Origin of the sequence: Nocardia sp. NPDC004168 (assembly GCF_040610355.1) — a bacterium.
Taxonomy (GTDB): domain Bacteria; phylum Actinomycetota; class Actinomycetes; order Mycobacteriales; family Mycobacteriaceae; genus Nocardia; species Nocardia sichangensis.
In genome coordinates this window covers 41474-66166 of the sequence record NZ_JBEXME010000007.1, presented here as the reverse complement: position 1 = coordinate 66166, position 24693 = coordinate 41474, and the positions used below count along the sequence as shown (strand labels likewise).

Genomic DNA, 24693 nt, shown 5'->3' with positions numbered 1-24693 from the left:
AGCTTCGAGGCCAGGCCGGTGAGCGCGTCCCATGCCTTATCGCGCCGTCCTGCATGTCGTCCCATCCCTCGCGATAAGTATCGGCGGCACTCCCCTTCCTGGTGCCGAATATCGCTTGAACCTCACGGTCCAACGCTACCGATGCTGATTTCAATTGCTGCGCAACGTCATAGGCGTGCCGCCGACCGCCGTCACCGCATCTGGAACGATGTTCGGCGGTTGGTCGTTGCGATCCGCGGTCAGCGCACCCCCACCGCTGTCTTCAGCCTGCGGATACCCCGGATCAGCAACGGGTTGTCCCGCAGGCGCGGTGGCGTGCGTTCGGGATCCAACAGTTCGTTGTCCGCCAGTGGGCTGTCTTCGTCCTCGACGGTCCCCGGCTCGAACCGCACCAGGGTCCGGCCGTTGCCGCGCAGGACCTCGACCGTGCGCAGCAGCGACGACGTCTCGGCGAGTGTGGCGTCGAACTTCGCGGGTTCGGCATCGAGATGTTCGCAGATCAGCTGGCGCCGGATACCGAGGATGGTGTCCCGCAGCAGGTCACCTTCCTCGGTGGCGGGGGTGACCTCGACTGCCAGGTCGCATTCGGTGTCGAAGCCCATCGAGCGGTTGTTGAGGTTCGACGATCCCACCCGCAGCAGCCGATCGTCCACCACCAGCACCTTGGCGTGGACGTAGATCGGCGCGCCCGCCTCGGTGACGGGGTAGTAGACACCGAACCGGTTTTCGGTATCGGCCTTCCATAACAGATGGAGTAAGCGGCGGCGAGCCCCATCCATCGCCTGTTGCTCGAGCCAGCCATCGGCGTGACGCGGCAGTACCAGCACGATCTCCGGACCATTCGGCTCACGTAGCCGCGCGGCGATCGCCTCGGCGAGAGTGCGCGAGGCCAGGTACTGGCTCTCGATGTACAACGACCGCGTGGCGCCCGCGATCGCCGCCAGATACAGCGCCTCGACCTCCCTGACTTCGGCGCGGTCGGCGAGCTCGGGGAAGGTGCGCACGATACCGACATCCACAGACCGCATCGTCGGCTCCAACCCGTCCGGCCACAGCGTGTCACCGGCGATCTCGTCGACCGCGGCCAACTGCTGTCCCGTCGCCGCCTTCCACCGGGCCCGGGCCAATTCGCCGATCACCTTCGCCGCGTCGCCGTCGACGGCGGTGGTCGCGTCGTGCCATGGTCCGTACCGGTTGCCGTTCGGCTCGGTTCGGTAGTGGTTGTCGTCCCGATGGTCGCTGGTGTCCCAGCGATCGACGGTCATGTCGATACCACCGCAGAAGGCGAGCGCGTCGTCGATCACCACGATCTTCTGATGGTGCGCTGAACCGATCGGGTGCGCGCCATCGATTTCCAAGTGCAACCGCCGATCGGTCATCCAATTGACGACGAAGATCGGTGTCATCCCACGGCCGATCGCCGCGAACGCGCCGACATTCCACTTCAGCAGGTAGATGTCGAGATCCGGTCGCTGTTTCGGCAGCCAGGACAGGAATTCACCCAGCCGATTCGGCCCTTCGAGAGTCTTCTCCTGCGGCTCGAACTTGATCCGGGTATCGAAATCCCAGCCGATCAGCACAATGCGTTTACGGGCCTGCAACATGGCGGACTTGGCAAAGCGGAAATAGTCCGCCGCGTCGACAATGCATGCCAGCCGGTCGGCCCGTGCGATCTGCCAGCAGGTTTCGCCGGGTATGAGGATTTGTCGCTCGTCGCTCATGGGTAGTCAGTTCTCTCGTCCAGCCGGACACCCGCACCGCAGGTGACCGATCCACAGTACTGCGCGGTCGCTCGCCTTCTCGGTGAGCATCGTCACCGCGATCCCGTTCCGCCCTGCTGGTCCGCGACTTCGAATAGCGAATGTTCGGGAAGACCTCCTGACTCCCTTGGGCTGGGATGCCGGGGTCCAGGACTGCCTGCAGCGACTCGTCCGTTCCGTGCCCCGCCAACTGGACCCGGATACGCGAATGAGGGTGGTCGCCTCCGAAGGCGAGGGGGGCGACGAGGAGGCGGCCGACTCGACCGGCGACTTCGTGCGGCACCTGCCGACGTTCATCGCCGACGTGTGGCCACCCCTGTTGGATCTCACCTTTCAGTTTCTGGGCAGCCAGGAAGCGCGCTACCGAACCGGCTTTTACGAAGACGAGATCAACGACGCGCTGGCGGCGATTCGAAATATCGCAGGATGAGAGTCCTGTCTGTCCCGATCACGCAACGCCTGGCGGGGTGGGATCGGTTCGAGCAAGACGCGAAGTCTCCGAAGGGCCGCCGGGGCGCACACGACTCCGGATGTACCGTCGGCGCGGCGACGCACCTATGCTGCGCGAAGCGTCGCCTCGTACTTCAACGCGTCGCTGCGTGGGAACACATTTGCAGGTAGACCTGCGGGTGTATACCGAGGTGGGGTCGTAGCCGGGTTCGGCGAGTATCGCTTCCAGCATCGTGAAGGCGATGTCCTCCGAAAGTCCAATCGGTACGCCCCCGATATACCGGTGGGCGCGGCGCCGCTGCGTGTAGTCGATGTACAGCAGGTCGAAGATCGACCTCACATCGTCGGTCTCGCGCTGGTCACTCCGCCCCTTCGAATTCAGGTCGTCGTCGCCGTAGGTGCGGCGCATGTGGTCGTCGTGGGACGGCCCCCACCACTACATCAATGCAACGCCCGGCGTGCTGCACGTATCCCGGATCAGCACGCCACGGTGAAACTTTCGGTTGCAGAACTCGATGATGTCCGGGTCGCACCGATAGGGTTCACGGTGAAGAAAGGTGGTTATACGAACGTGTATCCAGGCGGGAAGTCACGGTGAGCGACATCGGCACCGTGGTCATCGAGGCCACCGGCGTCACCTACTATTCGCCGGAGGACGAGGCGGCGTTCTTCGGGTGGCTCGACAAGATCGCTTGCGTCGAGTCGTACTACGGACGAGTGCGCACCTTGTACCTCACCATCGATCTCGAAGCCGTCGATGAAGGCGGATTGTGTGAAATCGTCGCACTCTACCGGAGATACAACATCGACCTGAGCGAATTACGCGTCCTCGGCGCGGGCCGGGTCGGCCCCTGGTTCAGCGACCCGATCGCTGGTGGCACGAAGGAGTCTTCGTGTAGGCCTCCGAGCCGGTCGGCCGGTTCAAGACTGCCTTCTGTGCCGAAGCCGACATAAGGGTTGCGTCATTCGATCAGAGGCAGACGGCAGTCGGGCACCTATGCGAGGGCCAGTTCCACAAGCCGACAGTAAAATCACCAAAATTGTTGTCACGCGGTTTGAGTCGCACTTCCGTACGACATCAAGTAGCCGCCGACTCTGATCTGACCAACTGATCGGTTCACGTCGACCCTGTCGTCGGGTGCTCGCAGTCCGCGAAGACGCGCGGCGTGTAGACGACGTGACCGCACATGGTGCAGATGTAGGGGCGGCGAATGGCCGCCGTCCTATAAGCAGGCCAGCGACCCGACGCGTTTACGCCCCCAAACCGGGTTCGCAGGATCACCCCCAGTACTCGCCGCGCTTTTTCCGCTCTTCCACTTCGGCCAGGTATGCAGCTTCCTCGTCAGTGCCCAGCTTGTCCTCGTCGCCGAACCGGTCGCGCAGATGCTTGCGCTTCTCTGGTGGTACCGCGTCGCGGCGGGCATTCCAGGCCGCGAATCCCGCTTTGATCTTCTCCAACTCTTCGGGAGAGATATCATCGTCGCCAGGGTATTCACCCGGTGCGTAGAAGGTTTTTCCTCCGATTTTTTCGGGCATTACCGGGTTCCTTCCTACTCGGGTAATTCTCGCATTTGAATGATGGTACGACCATCTGGTCCGGGAAATTTGTCGACCACGCGAAACGGGTATCGCTTTCCATGGCTGGACCCGCAACGCGAACGGCCAGTGGTACGACAAGGACGGCCACCCCACCAGCCACGACCGCGACGCCTGTCCCGGCAACTGAGCCGCAATCAGCACCGAGCGCAGAACGGTGCGGCGGTCGGCGCGTCGTCCAGTCCGGCAAACTGGCGGTTGAGTCGATCTACCTCAGCCTGGCAGCGCCGCCGCCAGTTCGCCGCACAGCGCGTCGAGTTCGGATGCGGGGATCCGAGGCGCGTCCGGGGAATCGGCGTCGCGCCACGGCATATCTCGTGTGGTGTCGGATGGGGCGGGTGAGGGCGTGCTTGTGGACGTGGGCCACGCTTAGGCCGGCGACGAAGTCCGGGGAGACCGTGCCGTTGGGTGATCACAGTTCGCCCGATGAGCATCCGCCCCGACCCGACTCCCGTGGTTACCCCCAGTACTCGCCCCGCTTTTTGCGCTCTTCCACTTCGGCCAAGTATTCGGCTTCCTGGGGGGTGCCTAATTTGTCTTCGTCACCGAACCGGTCGCGCAAGTGGATTCGCTCGTTTTCCGGTACAGCGTCGCGGCGTGCGTTGAATGCCGCCCATCCCGCCTCAATCTTCGCCCGTTCCTCATCGGAAATATCGACGGGGTGCGGGTATTCACCGGGTGCATAAAACGTCTTCCCATTGATCTCTTCCGGCATTGTCCTCTGTCCTTTCTATGGCCGGGGCACTTCGCGCATTCGAACGATGATGCGTCCTGTCTCCGGGTCGGGGAATTTATCCTCCACATAAAACGGGGTGTCGGTCTTGAACACGACTTCCAGCTCTTCGGGAACACTGGAATGGTGGCCGATGTAGCGGCCGTCTGCCGACCAGATTTGCATTTCCACCGGCAGATCCTTCGCAGCGGCCGGGGTAGCGGACGCCGAGGTGAACGGCTTTTCGATGACCGTTGATCCGGGCTCGTACCGTGCCAGGTCTTCCGAGGAGATGTCCACGCGCCGGGTCACCGGTCCGTCGTAGACGGGGCACTTGTCCAACGCGGCATTCATCGCGTCGCGCTCGGCTATCTGTGCGGGTGTCAATGGCTCGCCGGATCGGATCGCGGTGTTGAGTGGTGCACTGTTGCCGGTGTAGCGACCGATCGTGTCGATATCCGCTCGCGGTAGATCCACCTTGGGAATGCCTTCGGGATGTTCGATCTTGGGTAGCTCGATCGGGTCCTTTTTCGGCGGTCCGACCGGATCCGGTTTGACCGGCAGCCGCCCGCCTGGCAGAGCCTCGAGGTCCCGCACGTGCCGGGCGATATCCTCATCCAGCTTCACCCCGGCCGCGATCCTGCGTTCGGTCTGCCATTGCTCGATCATGAGCCGGATCGGCCGGGCATACCGCGCACAGATCGCAGCGGCACCGGCAACACCGACAGCCGCGGAGACACCGAAGGTGATCCAGCTCGAGGCAATCGAGATCGCCGCGTTGATGGCCAGCTCGGTCAGCAGCGCATCCCGAATCGCCTCGAGTTGGGTCTTGAGGTTGGCGCGTAGCTCGTCCAGCGCGACACGGTGGTCGCGGCAGGATTGGGCAAGATCGTTCATCGCGGTGATCACCGATTCGGCGGAAGCCTTAACCGTGCGCAGGTCTTCATCGATGAACGCGACTTCGGGTGCGGTGAGCGAATCGAAGGCCACGGCCGCCGCCTCGAGCGCGGCCGGGAAAGATGCCACCGCTTCGGCCGCCGCAGTCCGCGCCCACGTATCGCCCGCATTGGAGATGGTCGTGGCGTTGCCGTCCGGCACGATGATGCCGATCATCTCGGCGAGCCCGATGCCCTCATCGACCAAACCATTTCCGGGACCGCCGGCCGAGGGCAACGGGATTCGGCACACCACCACCGGAGGCAGGAACGGCGCGGGCTGGGCGGGTGGTGGCGCTGCCTCACCGATGGTTGCATTGTGTTCGGCTAGCTCGTGGTTGTAGCCGAGGGTCTGCAATATCGTGGCGTAGTCGTGCGCGGCGGTAGCGATTTTCGATACCATGCTCAGAATGGCAGCGGCCCGATTGTCGTAGGACTCGCCCCACTTCTTCGCATCCGAATACGAGCCCGCCATATTCGTAGCCATGGCCATGTTCGGCCACTCGTCATCGATGGACATCCAGAATCGCGACGCGGCATCGGCTAATTTCTGCGCGGTGTCGTAGTAGACCGGCACCGACACGTCGAGCACGGTCACCGCGGGGCCCCGTCGCCACCGCTACCGCCACGCCCGAGGATGGCCAGATTGGCCGCCACGACAGCTTCGTACTCTTTGCGAGCGGATGCGGCGGCGGACTTCATCCTCGCGAGCCCGTCACGGATCTTCGCAGCGGCGGTGGTCCACTCGGCGTGAGCCAGGGCGTGAGCTTCGGCGGCTTCACCGTTCCATGTTCCTTTCAGAGCGGCTATGCGTTCGTCTATCTCGACCAAGGAATCGGCCACAAATCCGTTCAAGCCCTCTATTCGGGCGGTTACGGATTCCAGGTGCGCGAGATCGACGCGATACTCGGTCACGGGTTCTCCCAGCGGTTTCGGTTTGATCGCGGTCAGATCGGGGGCAAGCTCAACGAGCTGTACTGGTTCGCGGCCTCCGTATCGGCGGCCGCGCTGCGGTCGACCACCACGCCCAGCAAGTCGGCCATGTCAGCCAGCGCTTCGAACACCTCGAGTGCGGCACTATGGGTCTCGTCCCAGGCGCCCGCGTATGCGCTGGCCGCCGCGCCGCGCCAGCTCGACATGAGCCCGTCGACTTCGGCGCTGGCCGAACGCAACCCGCTGATGAGGGCCTGCGCGGTCTGTTGCACATAGCGCCCTGCATCGGAGACGGTTTCAGGAACCACGGTGAACGTGGTTGTGGCAGACGGGTCGTACGTCAACTGCTATGCCCTCTCATCCCCCCACAGGATGGTTTCGAATGGTTGGACGCACCGGATAGTCATTCGGTTCCATCCAAAACTCAAACTCTCACACTGGATCTTCCGACCCAAAACCGAGTGTGATGGGCGAGCCTCGCCCGACGGGCGGACCGCGCGGGGGCGGCTCCGGGATCCGCAGGTCGAAGCAAGGGCCGACGATCGAGTGCCCGAGAACATCCCAGTTTCGTAACACTCCATGGGCTCATCGAGGGCTTCAGGTCGGTCAGCGGCGACCTGTGCGATGTCGGCACGGAACGCAGATCTCGGCATAACCGACCTTGTCGGCACGCAAGGTGTAGATCTGAGTGTTCGATGTAGTCGACACCACGGCAGGCTCCTCGGTCCGAGTGGTGGCCCAAGCCCTCCAACCGAGGGAAGGCGCCGCGGCGATGGTCGGCCTTTATAGTTCACACCGCGGCCGGCCATCAAGGGCGATGACGGTTGGCTGGTGATCAGATGGTTTCCAGGTGAGGACTCGGCGTGAACATATTGAGTCAACGTTGTCGAACACTCAACTATGCCGTAACCACTCCCAGTTCCGCCGCGATGCCGCTCGAGCCCGACATACCCGGGGTGACGCACGAATTCGGCGAGTGCCTGCTTCTTCTCATCGGCGTCGAGTGCGGAGACTCGACGTTCGCCCGTGCCGCAGCCAAAGCGATCCGCCGTATCGCGCGCAAGACCGACACTACCTGGATCGTCATCAATGGCTTCTCGCATCTCACCCGGCCCGGTCACGAATGCGACACCACGACGGCGAGAACCGTGCTCGCCCGGATCGCCGAACACCTGCGCGATCACGACTTCGCCGTGCACATGATGCCATTCGGCTGGAACAAGACCTGGCGCATGGAAGTACGCGACGGCGAGTGGGAGCAACGGATGACCCGCTTCCCGCCGATTCATGCCGACCGCAACGATCGCGCCCGGCTCGAAGGCGTGAGAGCTGAACACTCGAGCTCCGAGTCCCGCGCGTTGACGAGCCCGTGACCGCCGCGAAGTAGCGGGCGCGTGAAGCGCATTTCTGCCGCCCGCAATGGCATATCCCGGTGGTGATCGTGGGAGAAGTGCTTACCCGCACCGCGCAGCACGATGACCGCGCCTCGTCGTCCTCGGCGGCACGCACCCAGGCCGCGTCGAGTTGGTCCAGCAGTTCGCCGTTCTGCGCGTTGGCCGCTTCCGGGCGGTCGAGAGTAATGGTGGCGACCCGGTCGGCGGCCTCATAGCGAATGTACAAATCGAGCTCCTCGAGTACGAGACGGCCGAGCTCGTGCCCGGCGGCGACGGCGCACCGAGGGGCGACCTGAGCGGTCCGAACGGACCACCGCGGTCTGCCTCCTCTCCACCGCCGCTCAGGTACGAGAATATTATTCTCGTATCAGGAAATGATAGTCTCACAACTGGGCGGACACGGCGCCTCGAGAACCCGATGACACATCGTTCTCCCGTACAGTGCATTCATGTTCTCTGCATATGACCGAGGACCGAGGCGCCCGTGACCAGCCCGAGCGAGAAACCGGCCTGGAAGCAGCGCGCCGTCGAGCGCTCTCTTCGCACCGCGAAGTTGCGCGCCGAGGAGCGCGTGCAGCGGTTCCTGGACGCCGCCCAGGCGATCATCACCGAGAAGGACAGCACGGACTTCACGGTGCAGGAGGTGGTGGACCGCTCACGGCAGTCCCTGCGCAGCTTCTACCTGCAGTTCGACGGCAAACACGAACTGCTGCTCGCCCTCTTCGAGGACGCCCTGAGCCGCACGTCCGACCAGCTGCGCGCCGCCGCCGACGGCCAGACCGACCCGCTGGACAAACTCCATGTGGCCGTCGAGCTGCTGTTCGAGCTGTGCCGGCCGGATCCGTCGGCGCAACGCCCACTGTTCACCGATTTCGCACCGCAGCTGGTGATCTCGCATCCCGATCACGTGAAGGTCGCGCACGCGCCGATGCTGGCACTGTTCACCGAACTGATGGACCTGGCCAAGGACGCGGGCCAACTGCGCCCGGAGGTCGATTCGCGCCGGACGGCGGCCATGGTCATGCAGACCGTCATGTTCACCGCGCAATCCGCGGGAGCGTCCGACGACGAGACGCAGCATCCGATCACCGCGTCCGAAGTATGGAACTTCTGCGCCCACGGTTTCGCTCGCGACTGAGAGCTCCATTCTCTCAGTAGAGAGCTTAACTTACACCCGGGTGCATGCCCGATCTTCGAAACCGAACCCGGAATCCGCTACGTGCACACCGACGCCACCGAAGAGGACTCTGTGCTCGCCGCCGTCGCCGAAGCGGAATCGCTCGGGGCCCGTGCGCATCTCGGTCGACACCCACGGAGGAGGCCCTACTGGGGCCCGCAGGTGCCGTTCCCCGAGCGCATGGGCCGTTCCGAGGAGTACGCCGAGCTGGCCGCCGCCATCATCGACAACGACTACCCCACGGCGAAGTCATCCGCCTCGACGCCGCCTTGCGCTTCCCGCCGAAGTAGCCCGCTGCGCGGCGAGCGCGCCCGACTGCCTCCGTTACAGCCACGCGGCATCGCCCGGGTCGTCCGGCGCGGACGCGACACCGACCGCCCGCCGCGCCGGGGAACGATTTCGCTGGTTCTACACTGACCCCGCTCGGTGAGTGACGTTTAAGCTGGAATCGGACGGCCTATGCCCTGGCAGTAGGGAGCGGATGAACATCGCCAAAGCGCCTCAGCCGGAATACCGGCGGGCCTGCTTCGCCGATCTGGACGACATCGCGGCCATCGAGGCCGAGGTGTTCGCCGAGCCGTACCTGTATCTGATGCTGCGCCAACTGTTCGACCTGCACGGATCCGAATGGCTGGTCGTGGAGGTGGACGGCACGGTGATCGGTTACGCGCTGACCCTGGAGAAGAAGGGCCGGGCGTTGCTGTTCACCTTCGCGGTGGCCAAGAGGCACCAGGGCGGAGGGTACGGGCGCGGCCTGCTGAGCCGCACACTGCAGACGTGCCGGAAAGTGGGAGCCGAAGTGGTGTACCTGACCGTGCGGCCGGACAATCAGCACGCGAGCAACCTGTTCAAACGAGCGGGCTTCGAGTTCGTCGAGCACGACGACCGGTATTTCGGCCCTGGCGAGCCCCGCGACGTTTTCGAATACCGGCTGAAAGGCCGACCGCTAGACTCGTGACATGGGGGAGATCTCGCCCTTCGTCGCATCCGTCTCGACCCGGATCACAAGGCGCGCCGACGAATACACTGCCGAACTCGATCGGGGTGAGCGCTCCGAGCAGACCGAACTGGAGCGGTTCGCAGCGCACGCCGAGGCTATTCTGGCCGACTACGACCCGCCCAGCACGCGGCGGCGCTCCGATTCCCTGGTGTTCCGGCACCTGTACGCCGCCGCACGGCAACCGATACCCGACGAGGCCGGCTGGCGGGTGCCGAGCGCGATCCCGGCGGCGCTGCTGGCCGCGGAACTCGAATTCCGCGGCCCATTGCGGCTGAGCAGTCGACAGAACACCATGCTGGCCGAGGTGTACGAGCAGTTGGGCGCTCAGCTCTCCGCGGCGCGTCTGCCCGGTCACGCCGCCCTCGCCTATCGCAGAGGCGCCGCGCTGTACCGGATGAACGAGGACGACGAAGCGCAGGACCGCTGCGGTCTGCGCTTGGCGCGGGCGCGCACGCTCGCGCTGCCGCCGGGCTGGCGGCGGTGGACCGGACAACTGTCGTATGTGCTGTGCGGCTACGGGTACCGGCCGTTCTGGCTGCTCGGCTGGGTCGCGGTGCAGCTGGTGCTGTTCACCGTCGCCGCTTTGGCCCTGAACGGCAATCCCTCGCCCGCCGCCACCGTCTATACCTGCGTGACCAGCTTCATCAATCCCCTGGGCCCCGGTGACACCGAGGATCTGCGCCCGATCGCCCGGCCGTTGTTCGCCGTGGAAGCGTGGATGGGCACGGTGTCGATGTCGGTGTTCTTCGCGCTGCTGGTGCGCAAGTGGTTCCGGATGTAGCGCGACGCGGCGCTACCATTCGGCGTCGAAAGCCTTGTGCCGCAGCGCGTCCAGCGTCGCGATGGCGATACGGTTCTGCAACCGCGCGACGAGGGCGTTCCACTGGCGAGACAACCCGGGATCCGTCTGCAACTTCTGCCACAACGTCCGCATCGATGCCGGAGTGTGCGCTCCCGGCATCCACAGTCCGGTGAGATCCTCCAGCACGGGGGCGAGGATGTCGGTGCGTTCGCGACTGTGCGAGGGGAAGCGGTCGGCCTCGGCCAGCGCGTCGGTGACGACGGTCAGCAGCCAGTCGTGCGCGGCCAGGTCCTCGCAGAACCGCTGCGCCTCATGCAGATCGGCCTCGTTGCGCACCCGCATCCGGACGGTGCGCACGGTGGCGTCGTCCAGGTGCAGCTTGGCGGTGGGGCCCGCACCGCCCCCGATCCAGGCAACCCAGCGCAACCGGGTGGCGCCGGTCCGCACCGGCGGCTTCTGGTCCAGCCTGGTGTCGGCGCGCAGGCGAGCCAGCAGCCGCTCGCTGATCGAAGCCAGGTCCAACGTCTCGGAGCCGACCGGACCGGTGAGATAACCCTCGGCCAAAGCCTCAGCGCTGCCGCTTCTTTCGGGCAGGCGGCTGATGACCTCGGTCACGCCCTTGCGGCTGAGGTAGTGCGACCACGTCTGCCTGCGCCGGTTGGCCGCGCGGACCACCTGGGTGCGCGCGCTGGACTGCAGCACGCGGCCGCCGGACAGGACCGCGCTGGTCGCCACGGTCCCGACGATGTGGGCGGTCTGCTCGCCCACGGCCAGATCGCAATCGACGCCGACCGCGGTGGTCGGCGACACCGCCAGCGTGCCCGGCCGCTCCCGCCAGCGCACCGTGCAGCCCGGCATGAGCGCCAGCAGATCGCAGGCCTCGGGTCCGGTCAGCGCGGTCGCCGACGGCAGCAGGCAGGTGCGTACTTCACCGAGCACGACCAAAGGCGTGGTCGAGGCCATGTCAGGCTCCGTCGAGCAGCAGGTGCGAGAGCCGTTCGCTGACCGCGCGCGGCACCGGCACCGGTGGCACCTCTCCGCCGCCACGGACGATGGTCTGTTCGACCACGTCGTCGTCGAGATCGAGATGGTCGAGCACCAGCCGCACCGCGTGCTCGATGCCGATGTACCGCTTGGGCAGCATCGACAAGGTCTTGTAAGCGGCGAACGGCGCGGCGGACGGATTGAGCCGCACCACCGGCGGAATGTCGTGCCAGCGGCGCGGCGCGAGATCCTCGCGGCGCCATGGTTGCGGATCCACCACGGCGGCGCCGTGGTAGCGCAGCATGCCCAGCCGCAGCAGATGCCAGACCGCGGCCAGGAACGGGCACGACCAGCGCGTCACCGCCACCCCGTCGACGACGTGCTTGCTCCACAGTTCCACGTCCAGGAAGATCGAATGCTCGCGGCGGCCGAACTCCTCCGGCGGCTGATAGATCCGCTGCCGCATGGCCTGGCCGCGTTCGTCCTCGGAGGACCGCCGCCCGTTGCACAGCCAGCCCGATTCCGCGGTCGGCGGCCTGCGGCCCGTGCTCGGCGGCGCGGGCTCGGCGACGATGCGCGCGGCCACCATCTCCGCCACGGGAATCGGCTCACCGAACGCCACACCGTCGACGAACCTCGAGGCCCGCCAGCAGGCGGACTCCCGGGCCAGATAGTCGATGACCAACCCGGCTTCGTCCGCGGCGCCCAGCAGCTTGGTGAGGATGGCGGCGGGGTCGGTGTCGGGCTGGAAGTAGTCGTCGATCAGGTAGCAGGTGCTGACCCGGGCGTTCGGTCCGAACTGCACCTTGGCCGACTCGGTGAAGGCAGATACCAGCGGGACGATGCGGCGAAACTCCGCGCCGACCCGTTCGATGTCGGAACTGATGTCGTTGAGATAGAAATGCCCGACCTCGATCGACAAGTGCGACAACGGGACCTGAGCGATTCGCGGCTGTTCCGTGGCCTCGCTGTAGCCCTGTGTTTCCCCCATCTACAGCCTCTCCCAGGTCGCGTTGTCGACCAGTCGTCGAGCGAGCTCGGCATAGGCCTGCGCGGTCTGCTCGTTGGCGATCTGGGCGTTGACGTCGGCGTCGAGAATGAGCTGCTCGCGCCGTTGCAGCACCGGCTCGATCGGGGTCGAGCCGAGCACCGCCGTCGTGCCGAGCCGTTTGGCGGTGGCCAGCCGCCGCAGCGCGGTGTCCTGCTCTTGCAGCCACGCCGCCTGCGCCGGGCGCTGGGCGACACCGTCCCAGTTGGCGTCGGGCACCGCGGTGCGCACGTAACGCACCGACCCGAGCAACTCCTCCGGGTCGTGGCCGCACTCGGCTCCGGCCTTCAGCAATCCGTGCGAGCCGTACACCAGGCCGGCGGCGGCCAGGATGTGCTGGCGCGTCCAGCGGTGGAAGATCAACCATCGAGCGGTCAGCCCGCGCAGTTGCGGTAAGGCGGTCGCCTGCAACACGATCTGCAGCGCCGCGGAACGACCCGCGCTCAGATCCACGAACACCACCCGGAACTCGTGATCCAGCGCGACCAGCAGTTCCGCGCAGCGCTCGACCACCGCGTCGTCGTCGGTGAGGAATTCGGCGCCGCCCTCGTCCCCCGGCAGCAGCACCAGCCGCCCCGAGTTGGGGCCGATCCGGCGCAGTTCCGGCCGATCGGTCGCCGCGCCCACGTCGACGCGGGCGACGGTTCCGCTCTCGCCGAGCAGGTAGGAATGCACGCCGCCGCTGGGCACGCCGCGTTCGGCCGCGCCGATCTCGAACAGCGCACCGGCCGTGGGCGAGCCGAGGTCGAAGTCGGCGTAGACGACGTTGAGGCCGGAACGGCACAGCCGGTAGGCGATGTTGCAACTGGTCACCGACCGTCCGGTGCCGCCCTTGTCGGAGGTGGAGAACACCAGCACGATGCCGCCCCTACCGTGTCGCGTCCCGGCGGGCGTAGGCCAGTTCGTCGAGCTGGACCAACGCCTGGGTGGCCAGGCTGTAGGCGGTGCCGGGACGTTCGCGCAGCACGCGGCGGGCCCGGTCCAGCGACTGCCGGATCCGGTTGATCGCCGCCTGTTTCGGCGAGCGATCCTGGCCCTCGACCTCCAGTTCCTCTTGATTGAGCAGATGCTCGGCCTCGCTGAGCAGGTCCACCGCGCGGGCGACCATCGCCTGCGGAGCCAGCGGCGGTTGCTCGAAGGTGCTGTACGCGATGACCAAGCACTCCATCATTCGCTCCGTGACGAACCAGGACGGCCCTTCCGTCCGTATGTCGCCCGTGCCGACCAGCCTGCCGATGTCGTCCCACAAACCGACCACCGAGCCGTTCCGCAGCACCCGCCGGTCGAGGTGATCCATCGCCGCCTCGGCGAGTTCCATCAACCGATCGCGGGTGTCCACGTCGGTGCGCAGGCGTGCGGCATCCAGGCAGCGTTTGAGCAGCAAGGTCGCGAAATCCGGGACGTACCAGATCAATCGGGATCCGTCGGCGACGTCCTCGCTGCCGGCCAGGTTCAGTCGCACACCCGGGAAGTGCAATGGCGCGGCCGGATCATCGACCGTGAACCGGCTGGTGATGCGCCCCCGGCGGGCAAGCTGATCGAGCACCGACACTGTGCGCGCCAGATCCTCGGTGCTCTCCCGGTAGACCAGGTCCTGGATGAGTACGGCGGCGACCACGAGACTGAAGTACTCCGATTCCTCGCCGTCGGAGGTACGCCACGGGATGTCCTCCAGCGGCCAGCGGCCACTGTCGAAGCGGGCGACCCTCGACCAGTAGTTGCGGGTCAGCTCGAAGCGCAACTGCAGCGCGTCGGCGAGCGTGCGCTGCTCGTCGGTCAGCAGATCGAGTTCCCGGATGCGCTGCGACGACAGGTCGCTGATGCCGTCCAGCGCGACGGCCGTGAAGTACAGGTAGGGACGGGATTCGGCGTGCCCGGGCGTGCTGCTGACCCGGCCGGGCACGAGGTCGATGGGTTCGGCGCTGCGCACGATGCCCCAGCTCCATCCGCATTCGAACAGCCGCCCGTCGTCGGCGATATCGATCTCGGTGGTCTGGCTGAGCCTGACCTCGTTGGCCGCCTGCACCCGCAGGCGTTCCAGCTGTGTCGACAGCCGTTCGATGACCTCGTCGGACGGCGTACGGGACTGATTGAGCATGTAGACGATCGATTGACCGTATTCGGTCTTCGGCTCCGGTGTGTGGATGACGAAACTGCGGACCAGGCCAGCCATCGCCGCGGTGAGCCGCGCGCTGACCTGTTCGATCACCATGGGGATCCGCTCGCGCAGCTGGCGAGCCTCCAGCCGGACCTCACCGCTGACGAAGCGCATGAATCCGCGCAGGAATCGCAGCGCCGCGATGCACAGACTCAACGACATCGAGTACGAGTCGACGACCTCCACCGCCTGCTGACCCGGGGTGAGCGGAGTGTCGTCGCCCGAGCGCAAGTAGGAGCCGCTGGCGAAGACCGGTTCGCCGTCGGGTCCGGTGTAGCGGCGCAGATAGTCCTCCACCAAGTCGACCAGGACGCCGCCGATGCGGGTCTCCTCGCCGAACGGGGCGAGCGCGGACCGGACGTCGGGACTCATGTCGTTCGGCTGGTCCAGCGCGAACGCCGCGATCTCGGTAGCCGGATACAGCAGGCAGAGCAGTTGTTCGGCGTCGCTGATCGAGTTGGCGCCGTCGCGCCCGCCCCACGTCCACGTTCCGTTCCGATAGGAGTAGGCCAGCACCGCTCGCCACAGCTCGAGCAACTGCTGCCTCGGCCGAATCCTCATCTTTCTCGGACCTCGCCCCCGCATTCGACCGGCGGCGCCGGACGTCGTTACCTAGAGTGTGCCCCGCGAATGTTCACTTAGCCAAGCACCCTTTCCAGGACCGCCGGTTGCCGCGAGATATCCTGCGGTGCATCTGGTTCCGCGCAATCTTCGCGCGTCCGACGGGCTATTGCACGGCTACTGTCCCGGCGGCGCCGCCTGCGACCGGCGACGCGGCGTCAGCCCCGGCCCGCGGTGAGTTTGCTGATCACCGCGTGGAAGTCCGCGGTCTGGAAGGAGAGATCCTCCGCGGTCGTCGCGTAATCCAGGGCGGCCGGCACCGCCCTGACGTCCACCGGTCGTGACCGCATCGAGCACGCCCGGCACACACCATCCGCACACCGCACGCACGAGTTCTCCACACAGCCGACGTAGGTTTGCCGTTGTGTTCGTGAAGACGCTTGGTTCGGCCACGCCACCTCTTGCGGCCGCTCTCCTGACTGTGGTCACACTCGGCTATACGTTGCATCGCGGCTGGATACTGACTCAGCTGTGGCTCCTCGCCTTGCCGTTGTCCGCGCTGGCGTTCCTGATCTCGATCGCACTGTTCACTCTCGCGCTGTGGCAGGCGCGACGCGACGCGCAGCGGTGGCCCTTGGCTGTCACGGCGGTACTCGCGGTGATCGGTCTCTGCGGACCTGTCTTCCTCATCCTCGAACCCGAGGCCGCCGCGTGGACCCGGTTTCAGCTCGAGCGCCCAGCGTTCGCAGCGGCGGCCACAGTGGAAGTGCCGGAGCATGGCGCAGGCGACTACTACGGTGTCGCGCTACCGCGTCACCTGTGCTTCGTTTCGGCGAACTGCAAGGTGGCGGTCATCGGCACCAGCGGTGGACAGCCGGTACGGTTCGTGCCCGACTACGTCGGAATCCCGGACGGCGCAATCGGTTACGGGCACTTCACCGGAACACCCGGAGCCGGGCCGTACGACGGGTTCGGCGATCCTATCTGCCCAACGACGGAGCTGGCAGGCGGATGGTGGTGGCTCACGCCTTGCCCCGAGGCCTAGTGCCTCGTCCGGCTTCGTGATCGCGGCCGCCCCGCACAGGCCCGCCGGTCACGGCCTCAGCTGCCGCGCTCGCCCAATCGCGGCGGTGGCGCGTAGCTGGGCTCGTAACCGGCGATCCGGATCGGGCTGCCGACCAAACGAAATATCCCCGCCGTCACCACGATTTCGGGGCTGGCATCCAGCGCTTCCGGTAGGTCGCCGACCGCGGCGGCGGGAATGCCGAGCGGGCGGCGCTGCTGTCCCAGGGTGGGGCGGTCGAATGCGCTGACGCCGGGACTGATCTGGTTTCGAAATCATTTCCATCGCCGCTGGCGGCACCGCGGTTGCGGCGGAATGAGTTTCGTCCAGAAGTCATGGCGTACCGCGTCCCACAACTTGGTCATTTCCGGAAGGAGTTCTCGCGCTTGTGCGAGATCCGGAAAGTTCTCGGGACCGAAGGATACGATCGGCGTGACGCCGGATGCCTCGTGGACGGCGACGATGGAGATCAAGTGATCCTGGAACAGCCGCCATGTCACGTGAAATCCTTCGACCTCGGTTCTTCGCATATCATTCATGTTCGGTTTCCAACTCTTCGACTCTGGCCCAATGCATTTCAACCGTTATCGATGTCGGCCTCCTGCTGATTTTGGTTCACGGATAATCGGTCGGGTCGGGTCCGGGCATGAATGGAGAATGCAAACATGCCCCTATATCGCATCTACTGACGCTCGCCCGGCGTCAGCGCTACCGCGCTGCGATCGGGAACGGCGCACGCTGATCGACTGGAGTGATTCCGCACCCACTCGACCGCACGCCGATCACGTGCGGTATGTGCGGGCGACCAACGCAGAACGCAGGCGCCAAAGCCCGCTCGCCTCGGCCGGATCGAAACCCGTGAGCTGACCGATCCGCTTGAGCCGGTAATCCACGGTGTTGGTGTGTACGTGCAGTAGCCGCGCAGTGCGCCGGCGGTTCAGGTTGTGCGCTATATGGATTTGCAGAGTCTCCAGCAGTTCCGGATATTCATCCAGGGGATCGAGCAGCGACCCGAGCTGTTCGCGGGCAGGGCCGGGGCGGCTGAGCTGGTATTCCAGAGCCAGCTCGTCGAAGTGGTACAGGTCCGGCACCGACCCGAGCCGGGTCACCATGTCGAGCAGTTCGTGGGCTTGATCCGCGGCGGTGGGTACGGTGTCGGTAGAGGCGGTCACCTCGGTGGCGGTGATGTGCACGCGAGCCGCCCGCGACAGATGCCCGATCAGTTCCTTCAGGGCGCCCTTGGTGATGTGATCGGCGGGGATGAGCAGGGTGCCACCGTCGACCGAAAGCAGCGAAAGCAGCGAAAGCACGGTATCGTCGCAGCGGGTGGCCAATTCCGCCTGCACCCGCCGGAGTTTGCGGCGGGCAACGACTTTCGCGTCCAGCACCGGATTGGACTCGTCCGGGTGAGACGGAATGGCGAGGGCTATTACGCGATAGCGCTCGGAGATGTCGATGCCACACTCTCGGGCCATGGTGGAAGTGGGATGGCCCCCGAGCAGCGCCGAGGTCAGCGTGTGCACCGCGGTGTGGTGCTCCGACACGACCGCGCGCAGTTCACGCACATAGGCCGCCGAGACCGCCGTGGTCATGGTGTCGAGCATTTCGACGACGAGTTTGGCGCCGTCGAGGATGCTTCGATAATCGGCCGTACTGACGGCGAGCATCGGATCGGTGTCAGCTGAGCCGGAGGCACGCTGCTCAGCCAAGGCTGTGGACACCACCAGGTCGAAGCCGATCTTGAAACCCTCATGGATTGCGTGGTGAATGGTACCGATGGGCACACCTTCGCGAGCCCATTGCGCCGCAGCCTCCTCGAGTTGCCCAGTCTTCTCCGAAATGTTGCTGCCGTCCAGCATGCTGACTGCCAGCTCCAAGCACACACGGGTGATGATGGTGATGTCGCCATGGATCGCGTCACCAGGCAAGGTGCCGCAGGGTGCGACGGTTTCGACAAAATGCCCGACCATCTGCCGCGACAAGGCGCGCACGTCTTTCAGCGGCAGCGACATGGGCCGACCGGATACAGTGAGTCCTTGCCGTCCGGCGAAGGTGAGAGCCATGGTGGAGCTTCCTTCCACCCCCGTTAACTGAGCTATTGCACCAGCGTAGCCAGCGCAAGAACGTAGAGAACGGTTTACTCCGAGTAACGTGATATTCGGCAAGCGCGGTCGGCAAGCGATAGTGATTGTTCACAATGGCGGTTCGACTGCACTGCCGCCGATGGGCCGAGATGGCGCGAGCGACGATTCGAGCATAGCCCGGGCAAGTGGTCGAAAAGAGAGTAACCGGCGAGTGCAACGGCGCGAATCCACGCCCTCTCGCGTACGCATCCGCCGCAGACACGGTCTGCCTGGGCCGCGCGGAACTCGGTCGACCATGCGACCAATGGAAGTCCGACAGCCCTCGGAAGTTCGTTTCCCTAATCAAGGTCCAGCGGGCCTGCTGCTGCGCATCGAGCCATCGACACGGGTGGATCGAGCCGGCGTCACCCAAGCCCTAGAGGGTGGCCGGCGCACAAACCTACTCGGCGCTGGAGCGCTGTGGCACATCTCCCGATCCACTCCCGGCCGGGCGCGAGTGGGAGAAGCGGGAGCCGCGTCGGCGAAGAACAGCACGTCGAGGACCGTGTGCGCAAGCGGTCGAATCACCGAGCACGTGCTCAGTTGGCGCGTTGGGACCCAGCCCCGGCAGGTCGCCGGGGCCACCGAGATGACGCTGTCGTCGTCCGCGCCGACGTACTCGAACAGGGTGACCTCGGCGAACTCGGGACCACGTAGATCGGGTTCGGCGCAGGCCGGGCCGGAGCCAGGCACGTTGTCGGCGGTGCCGGTGGCCGGTGTCGCCGCGACACCGGCCACCGAGACCCCAGCGCGCGCAAACCGGCCGAGCCGATCGACATGCTCCAAATGCTCCAAGCCGCCGGTGCGAGCAGCGCCACCCGGCTGGGCGGTCTGGCCTTCGCCAGCGTCCTCGTGCTGCTCTTCGCCCTGCTGCTGCGTAGGCGCTCCGCGCGACCGGCACCCTGATGTCCCGGGCCGCCCACACGGAGCGCGCCGGAAATCCGATCGGACCTTCGACGCGGGCGCTTTCGCCGGGGGTACCACGCGGGCACGGCGCAGATCGCGGACGTCGCGGACCTGGGCGCCCACAGCGGATTCGTCATCACCGTCGACGACGACGTACGCCCCGGCCTGCCGCCCCCTGCCGTGCGGCGCACTCTGGGGTCGACGCGAGAGGTGGAGTGCCCCTTACCCGCCCTCGTCGTCACGGATCTGCACATGGTGGTGTGCTGTGTGCTGTGCACTGTCTCGTGTGCGCGGTGCTGGGCTGCGGTGTGAGACGGGGAATCGAACCCCTCGCACTGCCCCTCGTGCGCCGAGAAAGTGGGCCGAATATCCCGTCGGCCCGTCGGGTTCGTGCACGCCTCCGTGACGGCTACCCGCTCCACCTCTCGCGTCAATCCAGCAGGTCGACCTCCCAGTTGGAGCGCTGGATGCGCACGTCGAGTTCCCGCAGTTCCTTGGCGAGGTCATCGGCCTGCCCGCGCAGTTCCGCAACCGGCAACGCCGAGAACATCTTCAACTCGGATCGCAACTGGCGCGCGTACCCGGGCTGCCCCTTGCCCGCCGCGGCGTCCGCCGCAGCCGTGACGAGAGAGTGCCGCAGCCGCAACGCATCCCGGCGGGCCAGCGCGTCGGTCAAGGTGCCGTCGTCTCCGATCCGCGCGGCGGCGTTGGTCCGATTGATGCGCCGGATCAGCGTCTCGTATTCACCGAGCACCTGTCCCGCCTCCGCCAGCAGATCCGCCGCGTCCTCAGCGGGCTCCTCCCCCTCCTGAAAGCGAGCGTTACTCACGATCCGAGCACGCAACTGTTCGATCCGGCGCGCCGAATCCGCGCGCAACGCCAACGCCTCCGCCAACTTCACTTCCCCACCTCCGGACATCGACCCATGAACGGTCGAGTATCGACCATGTCACGGTAGGAGTCACCCGAATTAACGCCCTGAGGCTCGCTCGAGGTCCGCGTAATCTCCGGCCGAGATGGTGCGGGCGACTTTCTGCGGGGCGCCGCCGATCAGCCCCCGCCACGGCAGGTACGGCAGCAGGCGCACGTTGAGATCGCGGAAGCGAATCATCGCCTTGCTCGCGGGTGCGTACCACCCGCCCACGCCCTCGGCGAACTTCTGGCAGGCGTCGACCATGGGCCGCATCCGTTGTTCGTAGCGAGCGAACGCGATGCTGTGATCGCCTGCGGCGGCGGCCAACTCGCCCGCGAGGGTGTAGGCGCCGACCAGGGAGAGGTCCGCGCCCTGCCCGGACAGCGGTGACGCGCAGTAGCCTGCGTCACCGACGAGGGCGATGCGGCCCTTGTGCCAGCTGTCCATGCGAATCTGCGCCATCGCGTCGAAATAGAAATCCGGCGCGGGATCGAGGTGGGCGAGCAGTTGCGGCACCTGCCAGCCGAGGCCGGCGAAGGTGTCGGCGACGATCTTCTTCTGTTGCTCGATGTCGCGGTAGTCGTAGTCGATCGGATCGGATGCCCACGCGAAAATCGCTTTGGCCCGCGTGTTCTCCCGGGCGCTGTAGGCTCCGGCGATCTTGCCGGGAGTGTTGTAGTCCAGCTCCCAGTGATCGAGGTCGAGGAAGTTCGGGATCGTGTAGATGCAGATGTAGTAGCCCATATGCCGCGCGAACTGCGACTCCGGACCGAAAACCATTGTGCGCGTGTTCGAATGAACACCATCGGCGCCGATGACCAGGTCGAAGGTGCGTGACCGGGCGTGCTCGAAGCTCACCCGCACGCCCTCCTCGTCCTGCACCAGAGCGGTGATGGAGTCGACGAAGAGGTACTCGACGTCGTCGCTGGTGGCCTCATACAACACTCGCGCGAGATCGCCACGCTGGATCTCGGTGTCCCCGTTGGCACCGACACCGTTGAACGTCTCGCTGCTGATGCTGGCCCGCGTTCTGCCGGTGGCGTCGACGTAGGAGGTGCCGCGCTTGCCCGTACTCATCTCGTGCACCCGGTCGAGCAGGCCCATGCGCCGCACCACCTCGGTGGCGGTGCCCAGCACGTCGATGGCCTGCCCGCCCTCGCGCAGGGTCGGCGATTTCTCCACGATCGTCGGGGTGAACCCGTAGCGCTTCAGCCAGAAGGCCAGGGCGGGACCGGCGATGCTGGCGCCGGAGATCAGGACGTTTCGATTGCTCATCTGCCGCATGCCACGAACCGTACAACCGTGTTGCGCATCTGCGCAAGACAAATGTCTAATGCGATTGCGCTACCATGATCCGTATGGGAAACCGTGAGGATCTGCTGGCAGGCGCACGCCGCTGCCTGTTCGACAAGGGCTACGCACGTACCACGGTGCGCGACATCGCCACCGCCGGCGGGGTGAGCATGGCGGCCATCGGCTACCACTTCGGCACCAAAGAGGCCCTGCTCACCGAAGCGCTGGCCGAGGCGACCCGCGAATGGGGCGCCGATCTCGAACACGCGCTCACCCGGTTGCCCGACGAGACCGACCCGTGGCAGCGCTTCGCCGACCGCTGGGACGCGGTGCTGGCCACGCTCGCCGCCCATCGCGGGGTGTGGTCGGCCACCTTCGACGCGCTGGCCCACCCCGAGGCCCGCGCCCGGCTCGCCGAGAACCTCGACGAGGCCCGTTCCGGCTTGGCCCGACTCTTCGACGGCGTCGCCGAAACCGACACCGCCGCGGCGCGCAGTCTCGGCACCCTTTATCAAGCCCTGCTCACCGGCGTCGCGGCGCAATACCTCATCGACCCCGAGAGCGCGCCGACCGGAAGCGACCTCGCCGAAGCCCTGCGCCGCATCACCGATCCCACTCGTTGAGATCGCCGACGCGGGACACCGCCACTTTCGCCTGCCACACGCCCGGGTGAGGTTCCAGTGACGAGTGGTGTCGAGCGACCGGGTTCGAAGCCGAACCAGCACAACGGTGCCGGTGGCGTTTCCGCGCCGACCGAACCCGCACGATGAACCATGACCGCTCGAGGAACGCGCTGGTCTGGAACGGTCTCCGGAACAAGAACCGCACCGCGTCCGTCGACATGGCGAACAACCCTCCGACGGCCTGCATCGGGCGAATTCGATGAGGCCAGGCGGTTCGTAAACGAACGGGTAGCCGGTGTCAGTTCCGTGGCACGGCGCTGAATACCGCGTCGGCGATCGTACGGAGCGTGCCGATCGGGTCGTCGCCGAGGGCGGTGAGGCCGACGTGGTTCGCGCCCGCTTCGAGGGAGACCCGGACGCCCGCGGCCACGGTGGCCGGATCGCCGTGCAGCACGAGAGCGTCGATCAGGCGATCGCTGCCCGGCTCGGTGAGGTCGGCGTCGGTGAAGCCGATGCGGCGCAGATTGGCGGTGTAGTTGGCGACGTGCAAGGCAGGGGCCGCGGCGTGGGCTCGGCCGGTCGCGCGGCCTCGTTCGACGTCGCTGTCCAGCACCACCATTTGGCCGGGCAACACCAGCGGGCGAGCGCCGAGGATCTCCCGCGCTCGCCGAATATATTCGGGCGTCACCAGAACCGGGATCGTCCCGGCGGCGCGGTCGCGCACCAGGCGCAGCATCCTCGGCCCCAATGCCGCCAGCACCACCCGGTCCGAGGGCACACCGGCGTCGGCCAGCTCGGCGAGGTAAGCCACCATCGCGTCGTAGGGCGACGCGTACTCCGGATCCGTTTCGCGATGTCCGGCGCCGATCCCGAGGATCAACCGATCGGGGTGTTCGGCCGCGATCCGGTGGTAGGAAGCGGCCACCGTCCTCGCGTCGGTGGTCCAGATGTTCACCACGGCGGTGCCGACCACGAGATGCTCTGTGGCGTCGAGTATCCGCTCGGCCACGGTCAGATCGGCGGGTGGCGAGATGGTCAGCCACAACGCGCCGTACCCGGATCTTTCGATTTCGGCCGCTTGCCGCAGGGTCACCTCGCTGTGGCGCAGGTGGGCTCCGAGCGTACCCAGTTCGATGCTCATGACTTCGACTCCAGCACGGGATGGTTGGAGGCAGCCAGACCCGATTCCGCTGCGCAGCAATAACATGATGTGATCGCCGCAGGTACCGACGGGAGGCACAGTGGAATTACGTGCTCTGCGATACTTCGTCGCCGTCGCCGAGGAGCTCCATTTCGGCCGGGCCGCCGAGCGGCTGCGCATCGTGCAACCGGCGGTCAGCCAGCAGATCGCACGACTGGAACGAGAACTGGGGGTCCGGCTGTTCGACAGATCGCCACGCCGCGTCCAGCTCACCGAGGCGGGGCGTCGCGTGCTCGCCGCGGCGCGGGACACGCTCGCCGCCGCCGACCGAGTTCGCGCTGTCGCCGGTCGGCCCGCCGCGACAGTACGCATCGGCACCACGGCAGGACTGACCGCCCGCCTCGAGCGCGGCATCGATGCGCTGCGCGAACACACCCCGGCGTTCGAAGTCGTCCTCGTCGATCTGCCGGTCGTCGAGCGGCTGAACGCGCTGCGGCGCGGCGAACTCGACTTGGCGCTGGCCCGCGGTGTGGTCTCCGCGCCAGGGCTCACCGTCTCACCGACCTGGTCGGAACCGCTGCGCGCGGTGGTGTCCAGAGATCATCCCGCCGCGGCGCGCGGCGTAGCCGCCATCACCGACCTGGCCGGGGACGCACTGCGGGTCCCGTCCCGGCAGTCCGATCCGCCGCTGCACGACGCGATCGACGCCGCGTTCCGAGAAGCCGGAGTCCGTCCGAAGTTCGGCCGGCCTATCGGAACCACCCAGGACGCCGTGGTCGAGATCGGTTCCGACCCGCACAGCTGGGCCTTGCTTCCGGCGGACCAGATCGCCGAAACCGATTCCCTCCGAGTCCGCGTACTGCCGGTCACCCCACCGATAGCGATCACCGGCAGCGTGATCACCCTCGAGCAGCTCTCGGATCACGCCAGCTGCACCGTCGCCTGCGCGGTCGCGGCGTTCGGCGACGCCACGGCAGACGAGGACAACGGGATGTGACGCGGGCGGAATGGGCCCGCGCTTTCGTTCCCCATCCGGCGCGAAGTCGCGCGCCAGTGACTCGTGTCCGGAACGTGCTGATGGACACGTGAATCGGTGCTGAAACCTGTCCGGAGGGAATTCG

26 protein-coding genes and 4 pseudogenes are annotated in these 24693 nt (G+C 66.2%); 11 read left to right on the top strand and 19 right to left on the bottom strand.

The features are described 5' to 3' along the window. Positions 1–239: 239 nt before the first annotated feature. Positions 240–1721, bottom strand: a complete 1482-nt coding sequence (locus ABZW96_RS15920; protein ID WP_355075172.1) for a phospholipase D-like domain-containing protein — start codon at positions 1719–1721, stop codon at positions 240–242. A 247-nt stretch (positions 1722–1968) separates the two neighbouring features. On the opposite strand from ABZW96_RS15920, the gene ABZW96_RS15915 reads away from it, so the two are divergent. Beyond that, positions 1969–2190, top strand: a complete 222-nt coding sequence (locus tag ABZW96_RS15915; RefSeq protein WP_355075170.1) for a hypothetical protein — start codon at positions 1969–1971, stop codon at positions 2188–2190. A gap of 614 nt (positions 2191–2804) precedes the next feature. After that, the gene (locus tag ABZW96_RS15910) at positions 2805–3164 is read left to right on the top strand and encodes a hypothetical protein (RefSeq protein ID WP_355075168.1); all 360 of its coding nucleotides are present in this window, start codon (positions 2805–2807) and stop codon (positions 3162–3164) included. Between the two features lie 324 nt (positions 3165–3488). Here the strand turns inward: ABZW96_RS15910 and ABZW96_RS15905 are convergent, their stop codons facing one another. The 5 genes from ABZW96_RS15905 to ABZW96_RS15885 form a co-directional block, all read right to left on the bottom strand. Then, positions 3489–3746 carry a hypothetical protein gene (locus tag ABZW96_RS15905; RefSeq protein ID WP_355075166.1) on the bottom strand — a complete coding sequence of 86 codons (258 nt, stop codon included), beginning with the start codon at positions 3744–3746 and terminating at the stop codon, positions 3489–3491. A 517-nt stretch (positions 3747–4263) separates the two neighbouring features. Then, positions 4264–4521 (bottom strand): hypothetical protein, encoded by a 258-nt coding sequence (locus tag ABZW96_RS15900; RefSeq protein WP_355075164.1) that lies wholly within the window; start codon positions 4519–4521, stop codon positions 4264–4266. Positions 4522–4536: 15 nt separating this feature from the next. Beyond that, positions 4537–6051, bottom strand: a complete 1515-nt coding sequence (locus ABZW96_RS15895; RefSeq protein ID WP_355075163.1) for a hypothetical protein — start codon at positions 6049–6051, stop codon at positions 4537–4539. Beyond that, positions 6048–6368, bottom strand: coding sequence for a WXG100 family type VII secretion target (locus ABZW96_RS15890; RefSeq protein WP_355075161.1), 321 nt, complete (start codon positions 6366–6368; stop codon positions 6048–6050). Before ABZW96_RS15890 ends, ABZW96_RS15895 begins: the two co-directional genes overlap by 4 nt. A 32-nt stretch (positions 6369–6400) precedes the next feature. Next, positions 6401–6730, bottom strand: coding sequence for a WXG100 family type VII secretion target (locus tag ABZW96_RS15885; RefSeq protein ID WP_355075160.1), 330 nt, complete (start codon positions 6728–6730; stop codon positions 6401–6403). A gap of 519 nt (positions 6731–7249) precedes the next feature. Between ABZW96_RS15885 and ABZW96_RS15880 the strand changes: the two genes are divergently transcribed. Beyond that, complete coding sequence (locus ABZW96_RS15880; RefSeq protein WP_355075158.1) at positions 7250–7759, top strand: threonyl-tRNA synthetase editing domain-containing protein; 510 nt, start codon at positions 7250–7252, stop codon at positions 7757–7759. A 71-nt stretch (positions 7760–7830) separates the two neighbouring features. Here ABZW96_RS15880 and ABZW96_RS15875 read toward each other — a convergent pair. Further along, positions 7831–8006 (bottom strand): annotated as a pseudogene (locus ABZW96_RS15875) (enoyl-CoA hydratase-related protein); the annotation flags it as partial. 258 nt (positions 8007–8264) lie between these two features. Between ABZW96_RS15875 and ABZW96_RS15870 the strand changes: the two are divergent. The 4 genes and pseudogenes from ABZW96_RS15870 (at position 8265) to ABZW96_RS15855 (ending at position 10738) form a co-directional block, all read left to right on the top strand. Further along, entirely contained in the window at positions 8265–8918 is a 654-nt protein-coding gene (locus ABZW96_RS15870; RefSeq protein ID WP_355075156.1) for a TetR/AcrR family transcriptional regulator, read from the top strand. A gap of 186 nt (positions 8919–9104) precedes the next feature. Next, positions 9105–9247 (top strand): annotated as a pseudogene (locus ABZW96_RS15865) (3-hydroxyacyl-CoA dehydrogenase); the annotation flags it as partial. Positions 9248–9438: 191 nt separating this feature from the next. Then, on the top strand, positions 9439–9915 hold the full coding sequence (locus ABZW96_RS15860) for a GNAT family N-acetyltransferase (protein ID WP_355075154.1): 477 nt from the start codon (positions 9439–9441) through the stop codon (positions 9913–9915). Position 9916: 1 nt separating this feature from the next. Next, complete coding sequence (locus ABZW96_RS15855) at positions 9917–10738, top strand: hypothetical protein (RefSeq protein ID WP_355075152.1); 822 nt, start codon at positions 9917–9919, stop codon at positions 10736–10738. 12 nt (positions 10739–10750) lie between these two features. On the opposite strand, the gene ABZW96_RS15850 is transcribed toward ABZW96_RS15855, so the two are convergent. The 5 genes from ABZW96_RS15850 to ABZW96_RS15830 all read right to left on the bottom strand — a co-directional run bounded on the left by ABZW96_RS15850 (position 10751) and on the right by ABZW96_RS15830 (position 15860). Beyond that, on the bottom strand, positions 10751–11722 hold the full coding sequence (locus tag ABZW96_RS15850; RefSeq protein WP_355075150.1) for an SCO2521 family protein: 972 nt from the start codon (positions 11720–11722) through the stop codon (positions 10751–10753). A 1-nt stretch (position 11723) separates the two neighbouring features. Beyond that, positions 11724–12734, bottom strand: coding sequence for an SCO2522 family protein (locus ABZW96_RS15845; protein ID WP_355075148.1), 1011 nt, complete (start codon positions 12732–12734; stop codon positions 11724–11726). Further along, the gene (locus tag ABZW96_RS15840) at positions 12735–13649 is read right to left on the bottom strand and encodes an SCO2523 family variant P-loop protein (RefSeq protein ID WP_355075146.1); all 915 of its coding nucleotides are present in this window, start codon (positions 13647–13649) and stop codon (positions 12735–12737) included. Positions 13650–13659: 10 nt separating this feature from the next. Continuing rightward, complete coding sequence (locus tag ABZW96_RS15835; protein WP_355075144.1) at positions 13660–15510, bottom strand: SCO2524 family protein; 1851 nt, start codon at positions 15508–15510, stop codon at positions 13660–13662. A 218-nt stretch (positions 15511–15728) separates the two neighbouring features. Next, entirely contained in the window at positions 15729–15860 is a 132-nt protein-coding gene (locus ABZW96_RS15830) for a hypothetical protein (RefSeq protein ID WP_355075142.1), read from the bottom strand. 74 nt (positions 15861–15934) lie between these two features. On the opposite strand from ABZW96_RS15830, the gene ABZW96_RS15825 reads away from it, so the two are divergent. After that, positions 15935–16555, top strand: coding sequence for a hypothetical protein (locus ABZW96_RS15825; protein ID WP_355075140.1), 621 nt, complete (start codon positions 15935–15937; stop codon positions 16553–16555). Positions 16556–16611: 56 nt separating this feature from the next. Here the strand turns inward: ABZW96_RS15825 and ABZW96_RS15820 are convergent. The 3 genes and pseudogenes from ABZW96_RS15820 to ABZW96_RS15810 all read right to left on the bottom strand — a co-directional run. Further along, positions 16612–16794: pseudogene (locus ABZW96_RS15820) on the bottom strand (CoA transferase); the annotation flags it as partial. A 54-nt stretch (positions 16795–16848) separates the two neighbouring features. Next, on the bottom strand, positions 16849–17073 hold the full coding sequence (locus ABZW96_RS15815) for a hypothetical protein (protein ID WP_355075138.1): 225 nt from the start codon (positions 17071–17073) through the stop codon (positions 16849–16851). 282 nt (positions 17074–17355) lie between these two features. Then, a complete protein-coding gene (locus tag ABZW96_RS15810; protein ID WP_355075136.1) occupies positions 17356–18636 on the bottom strand; it encodes a helix-turn-helix domain-containing protein in 1281 nt (426 codons plus the stop codon). Positions 18637–19473: 837 nt separating this feature from the next. Between ABZW96_RS15810 and ABZW96_RS15805 the strand changes: the two genes are divergently transcribed. Continuing rightward, positions 19474–19602 carry a hypothetical protein gene (locus tag ABZW96_RS15805; RefSeq protein WP_355075134.1) on the top strand — a complete coding sequence of 43 codons (129 nt, stop codon included), beginning with the start codon at positions 19474–19476 and terminating at the stop codon, positions 19600–19602. A gap of 430 nt (positions 19603–20032) precedes the next feature. Here ABZW96_RS15805 and ABZW96_RS15800 read toward each other — a convergent pair whose 3' ends face one another. Both ABZW96_RS15800 and ABZW96_RS15795 read right to left on the bottom strand, forming a co-directional pair. Next, positions 20033–20503 carry a DIP1984 family protein gene (locus tag ABZW96_RS15800; protein WP_355075129.1) on the bottom strand — a complete coding sequence of 157 codons (471 nt, stop codon included), beginning with the start codon at positions 20501–20503 and terminating at the stop codon, positions 20033–20035. Positions 20504–20572: 69 nt separating this feature from the next. Beyond that, positions 20573–21790, bottom strand: coding sequence for an FAD-dependent monooxygenase (locus ABZW96_RS15795; protein ID WP_355075125.1), 1218 nt, complete (start codon positions 21788–21790; stop codon positions 20573–20575). 83 nt (positions 21791–21873) lie between these two features. Between ABZW96_RS15795 and ABZW96_RS15790 the strand changes: the two genes are divergently transcribed. Beyond that, complete coding sequence (locus tag ABZW96_RS15790) at positions 21874–22431, top strand: helix-turn-helix domain-containing protein (RefSeq protein WP_355075123.1); 558 nt, start codon at positions 21874–21876, stop codon at positions 22429–22431. Between the two features lie 133 nt (positions 22432–22564). Here the strand turns inward: ABZW96_RS15790 and ABZW96_RS15785 are convergent. Next, positions 22565–22678: pseudogene (locus tag ABZW96_RS15785) on the bottom strand (ABC transporter permease); the annotation flags it as partial. 51 nt (positions 22679–22729) lie between these two features. After that, positions 22730–23572 (bottom strand): TIGR03620 family F420-dependent LLM class oxidoreductase, encoded by an 843-nt coding sequence (locus tag ABZW96_RS15780; RefSeq protein ID WP_355075121.1) that lies wholly within the window; start codon positions 23570–23572, stop codon positions 22730–22732. A gap of 100 nt (positions 23573–23672) precedes the next feature. Between ABZW96_RS15780 and ABZW96_RS15775 the strand changes: the two genes are divergently transcribed. Next, the gene (locus ABZW96_RS15775) at positions 23673–24569 is read left to right on the top strand and encodes a LysR family transcriptional regulator (RefSeq protein WP_355075119.1); all 897 of its coding nucleotides are present in this window, start codon (positions 23673–23675) and stop codon (positions 24567–24569) included. Positions 24570–24693: the final 124 nt, after the last annotated feature.